Consider the following 17,161-nt stretch of genomic DNA (forward strand, 5'->3'; position numbering starts at 1 on the left):
GCGCATGAGTAAGTCTGCCCTCGCAGCGGGATCGATCGCCCTTGCCACCGCCATGACCCTCGCGGGCTGCGGCAGCAAGGCCGGCGACACCGAGGCCGCAAGCGCTGAATCCTGCGTCGACACTTCGGGTTCCACCATCAAGGTGGGATCGCTGAACTCATTGTCGGGCACCATGGCGATCTCCGAGGTCACCGTGCGCGACGCCATCAAGTTGGCCGTCGAGCAGATCAACGCCGACGGCGGCGTGCTGGGCAAGCAGATCGAGATCGTGGGCGAGGACGGTGCCTCCGATCCCGCGGTGTTCGCGCAGAAGGCCGAGAAACTGATCAACTCCGACTGTGTCGCAGCGGTGTTCGGCGGATGGACGTCGTCGAGCCGCAAGGCCATGCTGCCGGTCTTCGAAAGCAACAACTCCCTGCTCTACTACCCCGTCCAGTACGAGGGCCTCGAGGCGTCGAAGAACATCTTCTACACCGGCGCCACCACCAATCAGCAGATCGTGCCCGCGCTGGACTACCTCAAGGAGAAGGGCGTCAAGACGCTCTACCTGGTGGGCAGCGACTACGTGTTCCCGCAGACCGCCAACCGGATCATCAAGGCCTACGCCGCGGCCAACGACATCGAGATCAAGGGCGAGGACTACACGCCGCTGGGATCGACGGACTTCTCGACCATCGTCAACAAGCTGCGCGCCTCCAACGCCGACGCGGTGTTCAACACCCTCAACGGCGACTCCAACGTCGCGTTCTTCAAGGAGTACACCAACGCCGGCCTGACACCGGAGAAGATGCCGGTGGTCTCGGTGTCGATCGCCGAGGAGGAGGTCGTGGGCATCGGCGCCAAGAACATCGAGGGCCAGCTCACGGCGTGGAACTACTACCAGACCGTCGACAACCCGGTGAACAAGGAGTTCGTCAAGGCCTACAAGGACAAGTACGGCGCCGACAAGCCGACCTCTGACCCCATGGAGGCCGCCTACGTCTCGGTGTTCCTGTGGAAGAACACCGCCGAGAAGGCGAACGCGTTCGACACCAAGGCGATTCAGGACAACGCCGGCGGGGTGACGTTCGACGCACCCGAGGGCCTGGTCACCATCGACGGCGAGAACCACCACATCACCAAGACCGCGCGGATCGGTGAGATCCATCCGGACGGCCTGATCTACACCGTGTGGGAGTCCGACGGCCCGATCGAGCCGGACCCCTACCTGAAGTCCTACCCGTGGGCTGAGGGACTTTCGGGCTAATCGATGGATGTCCTCATCGGGCAGCTGGCAACGGGGTTGAGCCTCGGCTCAATCCTGTTGCTGGCCGCACTCGGACTGTCCCTGACCTTCGGTCAGATGGGCGTCATCAACATGGCGCACGGCGAGTTCATCATGGCCGGCTGCTACACCGCCTTCGTGGTGCAGATGGTGATCTCCAATGCCGGTGCCTCCCTGCTGATCTCACTGGTCGTGGGATTCGTGGTGGGCGGTCTGCTCGGCGTTCTGCTGGAGACCACACTGATCCAACGGATGTATCACCGACCGTTGGACACCCTGCTGGTGACCTTCGGCGTGGGACTGATCCTTCAGCAGGTGGCCCGCGACATCTTCGGCGCTCCGGCGGTCAACGTGGCCGCGCCGACATGGCTGTCCGGCGGGATCGAGATTCTCGGCGCCGTGGTGCCCAAGAGCCGCATCTTCATCCTGGTGCTGGCCATCGTCTGTGTGACGGCCCTGGCGTTGGCGCTCAAGGCCAGCCCGATGGGCCGCCGGATCCGGGCCGTCGTGCAGAACCGCGATCTCGCTGAGACCAGCGGCATCTCGTCGCGGCGGACCGACATCACGACGTTCTTCATCGGGTCGGGGCTGGCCAGTGTCGCGGGTGTCGCCCTGACCCTGATCGGCTCGACGAGTCCGACCACCGGGCAGGCGTATCTGATCGACGCGTTCCTCGTCGTCGTCGTCGGCGGCCTCGGCCAGATCAAGGGCACCGTCATCGCGGCATTTGCGCTGGGGCTGATCAACTCGTTCATCGAGTACAGCACGACGGCGTCTCTGGCCAAGGTCATCCTGTTCGTGATCATCGTGGTGTTCCTGCAGGTCAGGCCGCAGGGCCTGTTCACCGTGCGGACAAGGAGTCTGGTATGAGAAGCCTGCTCGGGCGATGGCAGACGTGGGCCGGGTTCGCCGTCGCGGCCGTGCTGCTGTTCGGCGTCGCGCCCGCGGTGCTGAGCACCTTCCGGCTCGGTCTGCTGGGCCAGTACCTGTGCTTCGCGATTGTGGCCGCTGGCATCGGCCTGGCATGGGGCCGCGGCGGCATGCTCACGCTGGGTCAGGGCGTGTTCTTCGGCCTCGGCGCCTACATGATGGGTATGCACCTCAAGATCGCGGACGCCGAGATCCGGGGCAACAGCGTGCCGGACTTCATGCAGATCGCCGGAATCCCTGTCCTGCCGGGCTATTGGGCGCCGTTCGCCTCCCCCGCCTTCACCCTGCTGGCGATCGTGGTGGTCCCGACGGCGATCGCCGCGCTGCTGGGCCTCGGCGTGTTCAAGCGCCGGGTCAAGGGCGCCTACTTCGCGATCCTGTCCCAGGCCCTGGCCGCCGCGATGGCCATCCTGCTCGTCGGCCAGGCCACCCTGGGCGGCAGCAACGGGCTCAACGGTTTTCGCACGTTCTTCGGGTTCACCCTGTCCGATCCGGTGAACCGGCAGATGCTCTACTTCATTGCCGCGGCCGTGCTTCTCGTGGTCGTCGCGATCGTGCGCCAACTGATGCAGAGCAGGTATGGCGAACTCCTGGTCGCGGTGCGGGACGGCGAGGAGCGCGTGCGCTTCCTCGGCTACGACCCGGCCAACATCAAGGTCGTGGCCTACACCGCCGCGGCACTGTTCGCCAGCATCGCCGGGGCGCTGTTCGCCCCGATCATCGGGTTCATCACCCCGGCCCAGGTCGGCATCGTGCCGTCGATCGCCTTCCTGATCGGCGTCGCGATCGGTGGTCGCACCACGCTGCTGGGACCGGTGCTGGGCGCGATCGGTGTCGCGTGGGCCCAGACGGCGTTCTCCGAGCGTTTCCCGGCCGGGTGGACCTACGCCCAGGGGCTGCTGTTCATCGTCGTCGTCGGGTTCTTCCCGGCCGGCCTGGCGGGTATCGGAGCGCTGCGCAAGCGACGCGCGCGGACCAAACCGGCCGCGCAGCCCGTCCCCGATCCGGATCCCGACCCCGAACCAGAGAAGGTGACCGCGTCGTGACCGCAGCAGAAACCGAACCGACGACAACGGTGGAACCCGTCGCGGGCGGCAACGTCGGGATGGGTACCGAGTACCTCGAAGTACGCGGCCTGACAGTCGATTTCGACGGATTCAAGGCGGTCAGCGAGGTCGATCTGACCCTGTTCCAGGGCGATCTGCGGTTCCTGATCGGCCCCAACGGAGCCGGTAAGACCACGGTCATCGACGCGATCACCGGACTGGTCTCCGGGACGGGGTCGATCAGCAAGTCCGGCGTGGAACTGATCGGCAAGAAGGTGCACCAGATCGCCCGACTCGGCGTGGGTCGCACCTTCCAGACCGCCTCGGTGTTCGAGCAGTTGACCGTGCTGCAGAACCTCGACATCGCTGCGGGGGCCGGTCGGTCCTGGCTCACGCTGCTGCGGCGACGCAGCGGTGTGCTGCCCGCGATCGAGGAGGCGCTCGAGACGATCGGGTTGACGGACCTGGCCGACAAACCCGCGGGCGTCCTGGCGCACGGCCAGAAGCAGTGGCTCGAGATCGGCATGCTGCTGGTGCAGAACGCCGACGTGCTGCTGCTCGACGAACCCGTGGCGGGTATGAGCGCCGAGGAACGCGAGGAGACCGGAAACCTTCTGCGCCGCATCGGCGCCGAGCGCACCGTGGTCGTGGTTGAACACGACATGGACTTCATGCGGGCCTTCGCGACGTCGGTGACGGTGCTGGCACGCGGCCAGGTGATCGCCGAGGGCACGGTCGCCGAAGTCCAGGCCAATCCCAAGGTCCAGGAGGTGTACCTGGGCACCGCGGCGGCCGGAGCCGACGGAATCCCAGACGAACTGATCGAGGAGACCTGAGTGACCCTGCAATTGGTCGACGTACGCAGCGGCTACGGCCGATCCGAGGTCATCCACGGCGTGGGCCTCGAGGTGCCCTCCGACGGGGTCGCCGCGGTCATGGGACACAACGGCGCCGGGAAGACCACGCTGCTGCGCACCGCGGTCGGCCTGCTCAAGTGCACGTCGGGCAAGGTGCTGTTCGAGGGCGAGGACATCACCAAGCTGCGCCCGTCGGCACGCGTGGCCCGCGGCCTGGCCTATGTGCCGCAGGGCCAGCAGTCCTTCGGCCAGCTCACGACCGCCGAGAACCTTCAGGTGGTGGCGGACGGCCGGAAGAACGGCAAGAAGCTGATCGACGAGCAGCTGGACCTCTTTCCGGCGCTCAAGGAACTGCTGACCCGCCGGGCCGGTCTGCTCTCGGGTGGACAGCGCCAGCAGTTGGCCATCGCGCGCGCCCTGATCACCTCGCCCAAGACCCTGATCCTCGACGAACCCACCGAGGGCATTCAGCCGTCGGTGGTCGCCGAGATCGAGGCGGCGATCACGGCGCTCACGCAGCGCGGCGACCTCGGCGTGCTGCTCGTCGAACAGCACATCGGGTTCGCCCTCGAGTCGGCGCAGCAGTACTACATCCTGGAGGCCGGTCGGGTGACCAGTTCGGGCACGGGCGGTTCGGCCTCCGAGGAGGACGTGCGCGCGGCCATGGCGATCTGACATATCGGCCGCGCAGTAAGCCCTCAACTGGCAGGCTGCGCACATGGACTCACGTGACGACTTCCGGATCCTCACCGACACCGGTGCACTCGTGGTGGCCGAGGAGGGCCAGCGCGTCATCGTCTTCGACCGCAACACCGGGACGCCGGCCACGGCGGCGTTCGTGCTGGGCATCCTGGCGCTCGTCACGGGCGGCATCGGCATCGTCGCCCTCGTGGGCGGCGTACTGCCCACCCTGGCGGCGGTGGCGTTCCTGTCCGTCGGGGTCATCGCGGCCGGTGCCGCCGGTTGGCTGGTGCGGACCATTCGGCGGCGACGGTCGCTGCCCCTGCCGCAGTGCCGCACCGTGGCCGTGCTCGACCGGAAGCGCGGCCTGTTCAGTTCGGCGGGCGGCGCCCTGGTCGGCCTCGATCAGGTGCGGTTCGAGCGGCGGATGCAGATGACGTCGAGTTCACCCAAGCTCGTCGCGATCACTCCCGGCGGCGTGCGGGTGCTCAAGCGCGGAAACCCGTTCGACGGCGGCATCGGAAACGTCGACGCGGTGCTCACCGACGCCGCGACGGCCTCAGTTCGACAGGCGTGAAAGCACGTCGGCGACAACGGAATCCACCGCGACGTCGACCTGTTCACCGGAACCGAGGTTCTTGACACCGACGGTGCCCGCCTCGATGTCGCGGTCACCGGCCACCAGCGCGAGCACCGCTCCCGAGCGGTCCGCGGCACGCATCGCACCTTTGAGGCCGCGGTCGCCGTAGGCGAGGTCGACGCGCACGCCCGCCGCCCGCAGCTTGGCGGCCAGCACGACGAGCACCGACTTGGCCTGCTCCCCCAGCGGTACGCCGAAGACGTCGACGCGGGACGTCGCGCCCACTGACTTGCCCTCGGCCGCCAGGGCCAGCACGGTGCGGTCGACACCCAGGCCGAACCCGATGCCGGACAGGTCCTGCCCGCCGAGTTGGCTCATCAGGCCGTCGTACCGTCCGCCGCCGCCGATTCCCGACTGGGCGCCGAGACCGTCGTGCACGAACTCGAAGGTGGTCTTGGTGTAGTAGTCCAGGCCGCGCACCATCCGAGGGTTCACCACGTAGGGCACGCCGAGTGCGTCGAGGTGCGCGAGGACGGTGTCGAAGTGCGCCTTGGCCGACTCCGAGAGGTGATCGAGCATCACCGGCGCGTCGGCCGTCATCGCGCGCACATCGGGGCGCTTGTCGTCGAGCACCCGCAGCGGGTTGATCTCGGCGCGCTTGCGAGTCGCCTCGTCGAGGTCGAGCTTGAACAGGAAGTCCTGCAGCAGTTGGCGGTACGCGGGCCGGCACGTGTCGTCGCCCAGCGACGTGATCTCCAACCGGAACCCGTCGAGCCCCAGCGAACGGAATCCGGCGTCGGCGACCGCGATCACCTCGGCGTCGAGTGCGGGGTCGTCGACGCCGATCGCCTCGATACCCACCTGCTGGAGCTGGCGGTACCGGCCGGCCTGAGGCCGCTCGTACCGGAAGAACGGGCCGGAGTAGCACAGCTTGACCGGGAGGGCGCCGCGATCGAGTCCGTGCTGGATCACGGCGCGCATCACACCCGCGGTGCCCTCGGGCCGCAGCGTGACCGAGCGCTCGCCGCGGTCGGCGAAGGTGTACATCTCCTTGGAGACCACATCCGTGGACTCGCCGACGCCACGCGCGAAGAGGGCGGTGTCCTCGAAGATCGGCAGTTCGATGTCGCCGTAGCCGGCACGCCGGGCGGCGTCGAGCAGGCCGTCCCGCACCGCGACGAACTGCGCCGAGTCGGGCGGCAGGTAGTCCGGGACGCCCTTGGGTCCTTGAAAAGCCGCTGAGTCGCTCACGCAGTCCGATCCTTCATGGGTGTTCATTGTCGCGCAGGTGCTTGTTGAATCGACGTTCGCCACCAATCGTGGTCGACGTGCCGTGCCCCGGTAGTACCACGGTGTCGTCATCGAGCACCAGCAATGTAGCCGCGATCGAATCCAACAGCATCGCGGGGTCCTCACTGTGACCGCCGGCGCAGCCAGGGTGCCCGACGGTGCGGAAACCGAGCGTGTCGCCCGTGAACGCGACGGCCGCCGGGCCCTCGTCGGTGTCGGCGGCCACCCGGTACACCACCGATCCCGCGGTGTGGCCGGGCGTGTGGTCCACCTCGACGTCGACACCGGCGATGCTGAGCCGGCTCGGCGGGTCGAGGATGATTTCGGGCGGGTCGGTCAGCAGGTCGTGGTCGGCGGCGTGCAGGTAGACCGGGATATCCCAGGCCGCGCACAGGTCGTAGGCCATCGCCGCGTGGTCTCGGTGGCCGTGGGTGAGCAGCACCGCCGCCGGGGTCAGGTCGTTGGCCGCGAAGTAGTACTCCAAGGTCAGGACCGAGTTCTCCCCCGGATCGATCACCAGGGCCTCTCCCCCCGCCCTGGGCGCCACGAGGTAGCAGTTGGTCTCCAACTCACCCACCGCGAACCCCGTGATCAGCACGACGAACAGTCTCTCACCAGCGGGTCGACCCGCCCGCGCCCAGTCGCGGCTGGCACACTCGGGGGCGGCAGATTCACAGGTGAGAGTTGGAGGGCATCGGCAGTGCCGACGAACGAAGAACGGCGTGAGGCCGCCAGGCGCAGACTCGAAGAGCAGCTTGAGCGTCAGGAACAGCAGGCGAAACGACGACGGATGCTCGCGATCATCGCGAGTGTGACGGCTGCGGTGCTGGTGATCGGCGCCATCGTCGCGGTCGTTCTGGTCAATCGCAAGGACAAGGACAGCGACTCGGTGGCGTCGGCCACGGAGACGTCCGCCGACCCGTTCGCCACGCCCGACGCACCGCCATCCGAGCCGCCTGTCGACGGCGCGCTGCCGCCGTTCACCCCGTCGGCGAACACCGGCGCCAACTGCCAGTACCCGGCGCGCGGCGAGGCCAGCAAGCCCAACACCCCGCCGCGGACCGGCAAGGTGCCCACCGAACCGGCGCAGGTGAGCGTCAGCATGGCCACCAACGAGGGCAACCTGGGCCTGCAGTTGGACAACGCGAAGTCGCCGTGCACGGTAAACAGCTTCGCGAGCCTGGCCCAGCAGGGCTACTTCAACGACACGGTGTGCCACCGGCTGACCACCACTCCGGGCCTGTCGGTGCTGCAGTGCGGCGACCCGACCGGCACGGGCACGGGCGGCCCGGGCTACGAGTTCGCCAACGAGTACCCCACCGACCAGTACCCCGTCGGCAGCCCCGCCGCGCAGAGTCCTGTGCTGTACCCGCGCGGCACCATCGCGATGGCCAACGCCGGGCCCGGCACCAACGGCAGCCAGTTCTTCCTGGTGTACCAGGACTCCCAGCTTCCGCCGCAGTACACGGTGTTCGGCACGATCGACGAGACCGGACTGGCCACGCTGGACCGGATCGGCGCGGCCGGGGTGGCCGGCGGCGCGGGTGACGGCGCCCCCGTCGACGAGGTCAAGATCACCTCGATCCAGCTGGACTGACCCGACGATGACGTATCCGCCCACCCCGCCGGGTCCACCACCTTCGGGGTGGGCGGACCCGTATCTGCACCCCTACGGCGCACCGCCGAAGCGGCCCACCAACGGCATGGCCGTTGCGGCCCTGGTGACCTCACTGGTGTTCGCGCCCCTGGGCATCGTGTTCGGGCACATCTCCCTGCACCAGATCAAACGCAGCCACGAAGAGGGCCGCGGTATGGCGATCGCCGGGCTCATCATCGGGTATCTGGTGACGACGCTGGTGATTCTCGGCCTGATCCTCTTCATGGTGTTGACGCTGCTGCTGATCAAGGAATCCGGCCGGAACTCGCACTACGACCGCGGCCCGAGTTACACCGCGGCGCCCGTGCCCGATCCGTCGATTCCGGCACTGCCGTCCTTCGCACCACCCGCCGGTCTCGGCGAGGCGTGCACCTACCCGGCCGCCGACGGCGCCCCGGCCCGTCCGGCGAAACCTCCACGGGAGGGCCGGGTCCCCACCCAGCCGCGCACCGTCGAGGTCACGATCGACACCGACCGGGGTGCGATCGGCGTGACCCTCGACAACCAGAAGGCCCCGTGCACGGTCAACAGTTTCGTGAGCCTCGCGCAGCAGGGCTGGTTCGACAGCACCCGGTGTCACCGGCTGACCGCGAATCGGTCGCTGTCGGCGCTGCAGTGCGGTGACCCCTCCGGCACCGGACGCGGAGGCCCCGGGTACACCTTCGCCAGCGAGTACCCCACCAATCAGTATCCGAAAGATTCTGCGGCACTGCGTGATCTGGTTCTCTACCCCCGGGGCACCGTCGCGATGGCCCACGCGGGCGCGGACACCAACGGCAGCCAGTTCTTCATCCTGTACGCCGATTCGGTGCTGCCGCCGACCTACACGGTGTTCGGGTCAATCGATGAGACCGGCATGGCGACGATCGACGAGGTGGCCGAGGCCGGGGTCAAGGGCGGCAACCTGGACGGGCCGCCCGAGCAACCGGTGACGGTGAAGTCGATTCGGCTGCAGTAGAACTGGCGAACGGGCTGGGGTCCCCGCTTGCGGGGCGTTTGTACGTTGTGCCGCGGTGTGTTGCGTACCAACATGCACGCTCACGGGATACCGGCGGCTCAGGCGGCGCTGGTGACCCGGTAGACGTCGTAGACGCCCTCGACGTTGCGCACCACGTTCAGCACGTGCCCGAGATGCTTGGGATCACCCATCTCGAACGTGAACCGACTGATGGCCACGCGATCGTCCGACGTGGTCACCTGCGCGGACAGGATGTTGACCTTCTCATCGGCCAGCACGCGGGTCACATCGGAGAGCAGTCGATGCCGGTCCAGCGCCTCGACCTGGATCGCGACCAGGAACACCGACTTCGGCCCGGGCGCCCAATGCACCTCGATGATGCGCTCGGACTGCTCCTGCAGGGACGACGCGTTGGTGCAGTCGGTGCGGTGCACGCTGACGCCGCCACCTCGTGTGACGAACCCCATGATGGAGTCGCCGGGCACGGGCGTGCAGCACTTGGCGAGCTTCGTCAGCACGCCCGGAGCACCCGGCACCGCGACACCGGTGTCGTCGTTGCTGCGTTGGCGCACCGGGATGTTCGACGGCGTGGACCGCTCGGCGATCTCGTCCTCGGCGTCGTCGGCCCCGCCGAGTTGGGCGATCAGGCGCTGCACCACGTGCCGCGCGGAGATGTGCCCCTCGCCGACCGCGGTGTAGAGCGCCGACACGTCGGTGTAGCGCAACTCGCGCGCGAGTGCCGCCACGGATTCGCTGTTCATCAAGCGCTGCAACGGAAGTCCGCCGCGACGCACCTCGCGAGCGATGGCGTCCTTACCGGACTCCAGCGCCTCCTCGCGGCGCTCCTTGGCAAACCACTGCCGGATCTTGGCCTTGGCCCGCGGCGACACCACGAAGCCCTGCCAGTCACGGGATGGCCCGGCGTTGGGGGCCTTCGAGGTGAACACCTCGACGACCTCGCCGTTCTCGAGCTTGCGCTCCAGGGCCACCAGACGTCCGTTGACCCGCGCGCCGATGCAGCGGTGCCCCACCTCGGTGTGCACCGCGTAGGCGAAGTCCACGGGCGTGGATCCGGCGGGCAGCGTGATCACGTCGCCCTTGGGCGTGAATACGAAGATCTCCTGCACCGCAAGGTCGTAACGCAGCGATTCGAGGAACTCCCCCGGGTCGGCGGCCTCACGCTGCCAGTCGAGCAGTTGCCGCATCCACGCCATGTCGTCGATCTCGGCGGCAGCGTGGTGTGCGGGCGCTCCGTTGCGGCCCTTGGCCTCCTTGTAGCGCCAGTGCGCGGCGATGCCGTATTCCGCGGTGCGGTGCATGTCCCGCGTGCGGATCTGCACCTCCAGAGGCTTGCCCTCCGGACCGACGACGGTCGTGTGCAGCGACTGATAGACGCCAAACCGGGGTTGGGCGATGTAGTCCTTGAAGCGGCCCGCCATGGGCTGCCACAGCGAGTGCACGACACCGACCGCCGCATAGCAGTCCCGGATCTCGTCGCACAGGATGCGGACGCCGACCAGGTCGTGGATGTCGTCGAAGTCGCGACCCTTGACGATCATCTTCTGATAGATCGACCAGTAGTGCTTGGGCCGGCTTTCGACGGTCGCGCTGATCCGTGACGCATTGAGCGTCGCGACGATCTCGGCACGCACCTTGGCCAGATAGGTGTCGCGTGAGGGTGCCCGGTCGGCGACCAGGCGCACGATCTCCTCGTAGCGTTTGGGGTGCAGGATCGCGAACGACAGATCCTCGAGCTCCCACTTGACCGTGGCCATACCGAGCCGATGAGCAAGCGGCGCAATGACTTCCAGGGTCTCGCGGGCCTTGCGGGCCTGCTTCTCCGGCGGCAGGAACCGCATGGTGCGCATGTTGTGCAGGCGGTCGGCGACCTTGATCACCAGCACCCGGGGGTCGCGGGCCATCGCGATGATCATCTTGCGGATGGTCTCGGCCTCGGCCGCGGTGCCCAGCACCACGCGGTCGAGTTTCGTGACGCCGTCGACCAGATGGCCGACCTCCTCACCGAACTCGGCCTTGAGCGCCTCAAGTGTGTAGCCGGTGTCCTCCACGGTGTCGTGCAGCAGTGCCGCGACCAGCGTGGTGGTGTCCATGCCCAGTTCGGCGAGGATGTTGGCCACCGCCAACGGGTGCGTGATGTACGGGTCGCCGGACTTGCGCATCTGGGTCGCGTGGCGCTCCTCGGCCACCGCGTACGCGCGCTGCAGCAGGCCCAGATCGGCCTTGGGGTAGATCTCGCGGTGCACCGCCACCAGCGGTTCGAGCACAGGGTTGATCGCACTGCGCTGCGATGTCATCCGCCGCGCCAGGCGTGCGCGCACCCGGCGGGAGGCGCTGCTGGATCCGCGCGTGTTCTCAGGAGTGGACTCGGCGGGCGCCACCGACGACGGACTCGGCTCGACGGCCGCGACCGACTTCTGCTCCTCGCTCACGCCGTCACCTCCCACGCTCGAGCAACGCCCCGAAGGTCCCCAGACTAGTCCTGATCGTCCGCGTGCTCACCGGGGCCTGCTGTCCCGCGTCAGATCAGGTGCAGGCTGGTGACCGGCAGCGGCGCCACGACGCCTCGTCCGTCGAGGGCCGACAGTTCCAATACGACCGCGGCACCCGGTACGTGGGCCCCGCAATGCTCCAGGAGGCGGTGGGCCGCGGCCAGCGTGCCGCCCGTCGCCAGGACATCGTCGACGATGAACACCGAGCGGCCCGCGAGATCGATGCCCTCGGCCGGGATCTCCAGTGTCGCGGTGCCGTACTCGAGTGCGTACTGCTCGCTGTGTACGGGCGGCGGCAGCTTGCCGCCCTTACGGACCGCCAGCACACCGGTGCCCATCCGTGTCGCGACTGCGGCGCCCAAGAGAAAGCCCCTGGCGTCGACACCCGCGATCAGGTCGGCCCCGGCCGCGGCCTCGGCGAGGGCAGCCGTGACGGCGGCCAGGCCCGCGCGGTCGGCCAGCAGTGGCGTGAGGTCCTTGAACTGGATTCCCGGCTCGGGGAAGTCGGGGACCTCTCGGGTCAGCGATCGGACCAGTTCACTGATGGTCAGCTCAGTCATGGCGGGTCACTTTCTGAGCACCCAGCGGTCCATGTTCCAGCCTGCGCCCCATCGGGTCGGGTTACTGCTCACGGCATACATCTTCTTCGATGTCAGCAGCGTGCGCTGCTGACGGTAGAGCGGCAGGGTGGGCATGTCAGCCCACAGCACCGGGGCACCTTCGGACAGCAGCCGGGCCTGTTCCTTCGGGTCCACGGTGACCGCGAGTGCGCTGATGATGCCGTCGATCTGGCCGTTGGCGTACCGCGACAGGTTGTTTCCGTTGGGCCCGAACAGCGTGTAGGCGTCGATGGACGAGACACCGGCCGAACCGGACCCGGTCGCGCCCCCGGTGCTCGCGATCAGGACATCGATCCGCCCGTCGAGCAGCGCCTGTGGGCCGATGTCCGCTCCTGCGGATTCCTGCACGGTGATCCCCGCGGGTTCGCACGCCTTCGAGATGGCGCCGACAGTCGCGGCGAGGCGGGGGTTGGGTGTCTGATACCCGATCCGCACCGTCAGCGGGCGGTTGTCCAGTGCGTCCCGCGCGGCACCGACGTTGCCGGTGATGAACTGGCCGGCCTCCGGGACATTCTCGGCCTGGGTCAGGGCGTCCTCAGCCGCGGGGTTGAGACGGGCATTGCTGATGGGAAGCTCGGCGTTGCGTGCGATCGCCTCGCGCGGCGTGCAGAACGCCAGCGCGCGACGGGCCGGCACCGGTGCCAGCGGGCCCTGCGGCGCGAAGATCAACTGCTCGATGCCCGCCGCCGGCGAGTCGGTGCGGTCGTACTCGTCCGGTGTGGTCAGGGTTCCCGACGAACCCGTCGCAACGTCGACCACGTCGAACGTGCCGTCGTTCACGCGGTCCTGCACGTCGGTGCTGCGCGGCCAGACCGTCACGCGCGGGGTCACCGGGTCCTGGCCCCACCAACGCTCGTTGGCGACGAGGACGATCGAACCGTCCTCGCGCACCTCCTCAAGCCGGTACGGGCCCGAGGACGGGAAGTTCTTGAGGTCGATGCCGGGCTTGAGGTCCCACACCGTGTTCCACGCCTGTGCGATAGGCGCGACCCTGGCCTGATCGCCGGACTGCACCGCGGTCGTGACACCGCCCTCACCGAGGCCCAACTGGTCGGCGATGACGTGCGCGGGCATCATCGTCGTCGCCGTGAACAGCTGGTTGAACTCGGAGAAGTTGCGGTCCACCGCGAACGCGACCCGGGCCTTCTTCTGGCCGGGTGCGCAGTCGATGGTGGCGACGTCGATGTAGCCGGCCCGACTGGCCGCGTTGAACGCCGGGAAACGTCCCGACTGCGCGGCCCAGGCGAGCACCATGTCGTCGCACGTGACCGGCTTGCCGTCGGAGTACACCGCGTTGTCGGCGATCTGGTAGTCCAGCACCAGCGGCTCGCGGCCGACGACCGACACCGACCCGAAGTCGTGGTCGGCGACCACCTGTCCGTCCGGTCCGTGGTAGCCGAAGCCCGTGAGCACGCGCCCGAAGGCCTGCGGCCCCGCCGACGCCGCGCCGGAGACCGTGTTGACGTTGTAGGTGGTCAGGGTGCCGTCGACGGCGTAGTCAATCTCCGCCTCCGCACCCGTGCCGCACGACGTCAGCCCCGCAGCCAGCACTCCCGCCGCGACCGCGGCGGTGATCCGTCGTCGCCTGGACACCGCTGTCGACACGACTAGGACCGTCGGGTGTTCCGCTTGCCGCTCGGTCGGCCGCTGCGTTGCGCCGGCCTCGACGGACGCGACGGCTTACTCCCGGCCGCGGGCTTGGCCGCCAGCGCCTTTTCGGGCTTGTCCTCGTCCTCAGTGGCGTCGCTGTCGGCGTCCGCGGCATTGCCGGCCAGACGCTCGCGACGACGCAGCACCTTGCGGGTGTGCTTGCGCACCTTCTCCGTGCGCTCGAACAGAGTCACCAGCAGCGGCGTGGCGAAGAAGATCGACGAGTACGTACCGACGATGACACCGATCAGCTGCACCAGCGCCAGGTCCTTGAGCGTGCCGACGCCGAGCAGCCACACCGCGACCACGATCAGCGACACGATCGGCAGCACCGAGATGAGGCTTGTGTTGATCGACCGCATGAACGTCTGGTTCACCGCGAGGTTGGCCTGTTCGGCGTACGTGCGCCGGGTGGTGTGCTCGAAGCCCTCGGTGTTCTCCTCGACCTTGTCGAACACGATGACCGTGTCGTACAGCGAGAAGCCGAGGATGGTCAGAAGGCCGATCACGGTGGCAGGCGTGACCTCGAACCCTACGAGCGCGTACACGCCTGCCGTGACGATGAGGTCGAAGAACATCGTCGCCATGGCCGAGATCGCCATGAATTTCTCGTAGCGCAGCGTGATGTAGATCGTCACGATCACGACGAACACCAGCAGCGCGATGAGCGCCTTCTGGGTGATCTGCCCGCCCCAGGTCTCCGAGACCGCCGAGTCGCTGATGGCCTGCTTGCTGGGCTCACCGTCGGTGCCGCGCGGTTGGAACTTCTCGAACAGCGCGTCCCGCAGTTTCGCGGTCTGCTCGTTGTCGAGGGTCTCCGACCGGATCTGCACGGTCGCCGAGTCGCCGGCGCCGACCATGACCACGGATTCGGGTTCGGTGCCGATGGTGTCGCTGAACACCGTCTCCACCTGTTCGGTGGTGACCGCGCTGTCGCCTGCACCCCGGGGCATCGACACCTTGGTGCCGCCCTCGAAGTCGATGCCGAACGAGAACCCGCGGATCAGGATCGCCGCGATCGAGATCGCCACGATCGCGCCGCTGACGGCGAACCACAGCTTGCGGCGTCCGATGACCTCGAACGCACCCGTGCCGGTGTAGAGGCGGGTGAAGAACCCGTGCTGCGGAAGTTGGGCCGCGGCGGCTGCCGACAGCTCGTCGCCGTTGCTCTCGGTGAGCTCGACATCCGTTGCGGTGGTGCCGTTTTCGTCAGTCGCCATCGTCTATTCCCGTCCCGCCGAATGCGCGGCCGCTCGGCGTTCGCGCGCGATCTGCTGAACTGCACCGAGTCCGTTGAGCGCCGGTTTGGCCATGGTCGGCGACTTGGACGCCAGGTACACCAGCGGCCAGGTCACCAGGAACACGACCAGGACGTCCAGGATCGTGGTCAGGCCCAGCGTGAACGCGAAGCCCTTGACCTGACCGACGGCCAGGAAGTACAGCACCGCGGCCGCGATGAAGCTCACCGCGTTGCCGGACAGAATCGTCTTGCGGGCGCGCGCCCAGCCTCGTGGCACGGCCGACCGGAACGATCTGCCCTCACGGATCTCGTCCTTGATGCGTTCGAAGAACACCACGAAGGAGTCCGCGGTCATACCGATACCGATGATCAGACCCGCGATGCCCGCGAGGTCGAGCGTGTAGCCGATGTAGCGGCCCAACAGCACAAGGATCGCGTACACCATCGCACCGGACGCCACCAGGGACACCGCGACCAGAACTCCCAGCGCTCGGTAGTAGAGCAGCGCGTAGAGCAGCGTCAGGACCAGGCCCACCGCGCCGGCGATCAGGCCGGCCTTGAGCGACGTCAGTCCCAGGGTGGCCGAGACGGTCTCGGCTTCCGAGGACTCGAACGACAGCGGCAGCGAGCCGTACTTGAGCACGTTGGCCAGGTCACGCGCCTCGGTGGTGGAGAAGTTGCCGGTGATCTGCGTGCGACCGCCGGGGATCGCCTGGCGGATCTGCGGCGCGCTGACCACCTGCGAGTCCAGCGTGAACGCCGTCTGGGTGCCGATGTTGGCCGCGGTGAAGTCCGCCCAGGTGTCGACGGCCTTGCCGGTGAACTCCAGGTCGACCACGTACTGGGCGCCCTGCTGATCGAAGCCGGACGTGGCGTTCTTGATGTCCTCACCGCTGATGATCGACTTGTCGAGCAGGTAGACGGTGGTGCCGTCCTGCGAACACGTCACCAGCGGCAGGTTTGGATCGTCGTTGCCTGCCAGCACGTCGTCCTGTCCGCAGCGCTCGGCCACGTAGGGCACGGCGAGGAACTTCAGGATGTTCGGGTTGGTGTTCTGCCGGAGCTGCTGCTCGAACTTGATCCGGCCGGCCAGATCCTTGCGCGGATCGGGCGGTCCCGCCGGAGCGTTGGGAGCACCGGCGTTCGGTGCGGGCGCGGGCGTGGGAGCCGGGCTCTCGGGCGCCGGGGTGGGCTCGGTGGGGCTGGGCGCGGGTTCCTGCGGGTACGGGCGCGGCTGCGGGGCCGGGGCCTCGGGCGCGGGAGGCGCCTGGCCAGCGGGCAGGCCGGGGTCACCGGGCGCCGGCGCGCCGGGCAGACCCGGGAGACCGCCGGGAAGACCCGGGAGTCCGCCGGGAAGGCCCGGGAGTCCGGGCTGGCCCGGCTGACCGGGCAGTCCGGGCTGACCGGGCTGACCGGGCTGACCGGGCTGACCGCCACCCTGGAGGCCCTCGGCGGCCTGCTTCAGCTGGTCCACCGGCACACCCTGGACGACGGGACGAACGAACAACCGCGCGGTCTGTCCCAGACTGCGGGCCTCGCTGCCGTCGTTGCCCGGGACCGTGATGACCAGGTTGTCGCCGTCGATCACCACCTCGGAGCCCGAGACGCCGAGGCCATCGACACGGGAGCCGATGATCTGCTGCGCCTGTTGGAGCGCATCGCGGGTGGGGGCCGATCCGTCGGGGGTGCGGGCAGTGAGGGTCACCCGCGTGCCGCCCTGAAGGTCAATGCCCAGCTTGGGCTTGGCCTGTTTGTCCCCGGTCAGGAACACCAGCAGATACGCGCCGATGAGCAGGACCAGAAACAGCGTCAGGTAGCGGTACGGGTGCACCGGCGCCGTAGACGATGCCACGTTGATGCGTCTCCTCAGAGTCTGTT

At 68.2% G+C, this 17,161-nt stretch carries 14 protein-coding genes and 1 pseudogene; 8 read left to right on the plus strand and 7 right to left on the minus strand.

What is annotated here, in order from left to right; translation table 11 throughout:
• Positions 1–4 precede the first annotated feature (4 nt).
• Genes urtA through G6N34_RS28000 form a run of 6 tightly spaced genes read left to right on the plus strand, consistent with a single transcriptional unit; the run spans position 5 to position 5,355 of the window.
• Entirely contained in the window at positions 5–1,246 is a 1,242-nt protein-coding gene (gene urtA, locus G6N34_RS13130; RefSeq protein WP_179965750.1) for an urea ABC transporter substrate-binding protein, read from the plus strand.
• 3 nt (positions 1,247–1,249) lie between these two features.
• Positions 1,250–2,134 (plus strand): urea ABC transporter permease subunit UrtB, encoded by an 885-nt coding sequence (urtB, locus tag G6N34_RS13135; protein WP_085157413.1) that lies wholly within the window; start codon positions 1,250–1,252, stop codon positions 2,132–2,134.
• Positions 2,131–3,240 carry an urea ABC transporter permease subunit UrtC gene (urtC, locus tag G6N34_RS13140; protein WP_085157411.1) on the plus strand — a complete coding sequence of 370 codons (1,110 nt, stop codon included), beginning with the start codon at positions 2,131–2,133 and terminating at the stop codon, positions 3,238–3,240. The genes urtB and urtC overlap by 4 nt, the downstream gene beginning before the upstream one ends.
• Positions 3,241–3,299: 59 nt before the next feature.
• Positions 3,300–4,076, plus strand: a complete 777-nt coding sequence (urtD, locus tag G6N34_RS13145) for an urea ABC transporter ATP-binding protein UrtD (protein WP_085157619.1) — start codon at positions 3,300–3,302, stop codon at positions 4,074–4,076.
• Between the two features lie 6 nt (positions 4,077–4,082).
• Positions 4,083–4,772 carry an urea ABC transporter ATP-binding subunit UrtE gene (gene urtE / locus G6N34_RS13150; protein WP_085157616.1) on the plus strand — a complete coding sequence of 230 codons (690 nt, stop codon included), beginning with the start codon at positions 4,083–4,085 and terminating at the stop codon, positions 4,770–4,772.
• A 43-nt stretch (positions 4,773–4,815) separates the two neighbouring features.
• Positions 4,816–5,355 carry a hypothetical protein gene (locus G6N34_RS28000; RefSeq protein ID WP_234813124.1) on the plus strand — a complete coding sequence of 180 codons (540 nt, stop codon included), beginning with the start codon at positions 4,816–4,818 and terminating at the stop codon, positions 5,353–5,355.
• On the opposite strand, the gene hisS is transcribed toward G6N34_RS28000, so the two are convergent.
• Both hisS and G6N34_RS13165 read right to left on the minus strand, forming a co-directional pair.
• Positions 5,338–6,609 (minus strand): histidine--tRNA ligase, encoded by a 1,272-nt coding sequence (gene hisS / locus G6N34_RS13160; protein WP_234813123.1) that lies wholly within the window; start codon positions 6,607–6,609, stop codon positions 5,338–5,340. The two genes, G6N34_RS28000 and hisS, sit on opposite strands and share 18 nt — an antisense overlap.
• 13 nt (positions 6,610–6,622) lie before the next feature.
• Positions 6,623–7,246, minus strand: a complete 624-nt coding sequence (locus G6N34_RS13165; RefSeq protein WP_085157407.1) for an MBL fold metallo-hydrolase — start codon at positions 7,244–7,246, stop codon at positions 6,623–6,625.
• Between the two features lie 102 nt (positions 7,247–7,348).
• On the opposite strand from G6N34_RS13165, the gene G6N34_RS13170 reads away from it, so the two are divergent.
• The gene (locus tag G6N34_RS13170) at positions 7,349–8,245 is read left to right on the plus strand and encodes a peptidylprolyl isomerase (RefSeq protein ID WP_085157405.1); all 897 of its coding nucleotides are present in this window, start codon (positions 7,349–7,351) and stop codon (positions 8,243–8,245) included.
• 7 nt (positions 8,246–8,252) lie between these two features.
• Positions 8,253–9,263: a peptidylprolyl isomerase gene (locus G6N34_RS13175; protein WP_085157403.1), complete on the plus strand. Its 1,011-nt coding sequence runs from the start codon at positions 8,253–8,255 to the stop codon at positions 9,261–9,263.
• A gap of 98 nt (positions 9,264–9,361) precedes the next feature.
• Here G6N34_RS13175 and G6N34_RS13180 read toward each other — a convergent pair.
• From G6N34_RS13180 to secD, 5 genes and pseudogenes are all read right to left on the minus strand, one after another.
• A pseudogene (locus tag G6N34_RS13180) lies at positions 9,362–11,626 on the minus strand (RelA/SpoT family protein); the annotation flags it as partial.
• Positions 11,627–11,802: 176 nt separating this feature from the next.
• Complete coding sequence (locus G6N34_RS13185) at positions 11,803–12,333, minus strand: adenine phosphoribosyltransferase (RefSeq protein WP_085157399.1); 531 nt, start codon at positions 12,331–12,333, stop codon at positions 11,803–11,805.
• A gap of 6 nt (positions 12,334–12,339) precedes the next feature.
• A complete protein-coding gene (locus G6N34_RS13190) occupies positions 12,340–13,998 on the minus strand; it encodes an ABC transporter substrate-binding protein (RefSeq protein WP_109788701.1) in 1,659 nt (552 codons plus the stop codon).
• 2 nt (positions 13,999–14,000) lie between these two features.
• On the minus strand, positions 14,001–15,263 hold the full coding sequence (secF, locus tag G6N34_RS13195; protein ID WP_085157396.1) for a protein translocase subunit SecF: 1,263 nt from the start codon (positions 15,261–15,263) through the stop codon (positions 14,001–14,003).
• A gap of 3 nt (positions 15,264–15,266) precedes the next feature.
• On the minus strand, positions 15,267–17,135 hold the full coding sequence (gene secD / locus G6N34_RS13200; RefSeq protein WP_085157394.1) for a protein translocase subunit SecD: 1,869 nt from the start codon (positions 17,133–17,135) through the stop codon (positions 15,267–15,269).
• Positions 17,136–17,161: the final 26 nt, after the last annotated feature.

Source organism: Mycolicibacterium confluentis (assembly GCF_010729895.1).
GTDB lineage: Bacteria > Actinomycetota > Actinomycetes > Mycobacteriales > Mycobacteriaceae > Mycobacterium > Mycobacterium confluentis.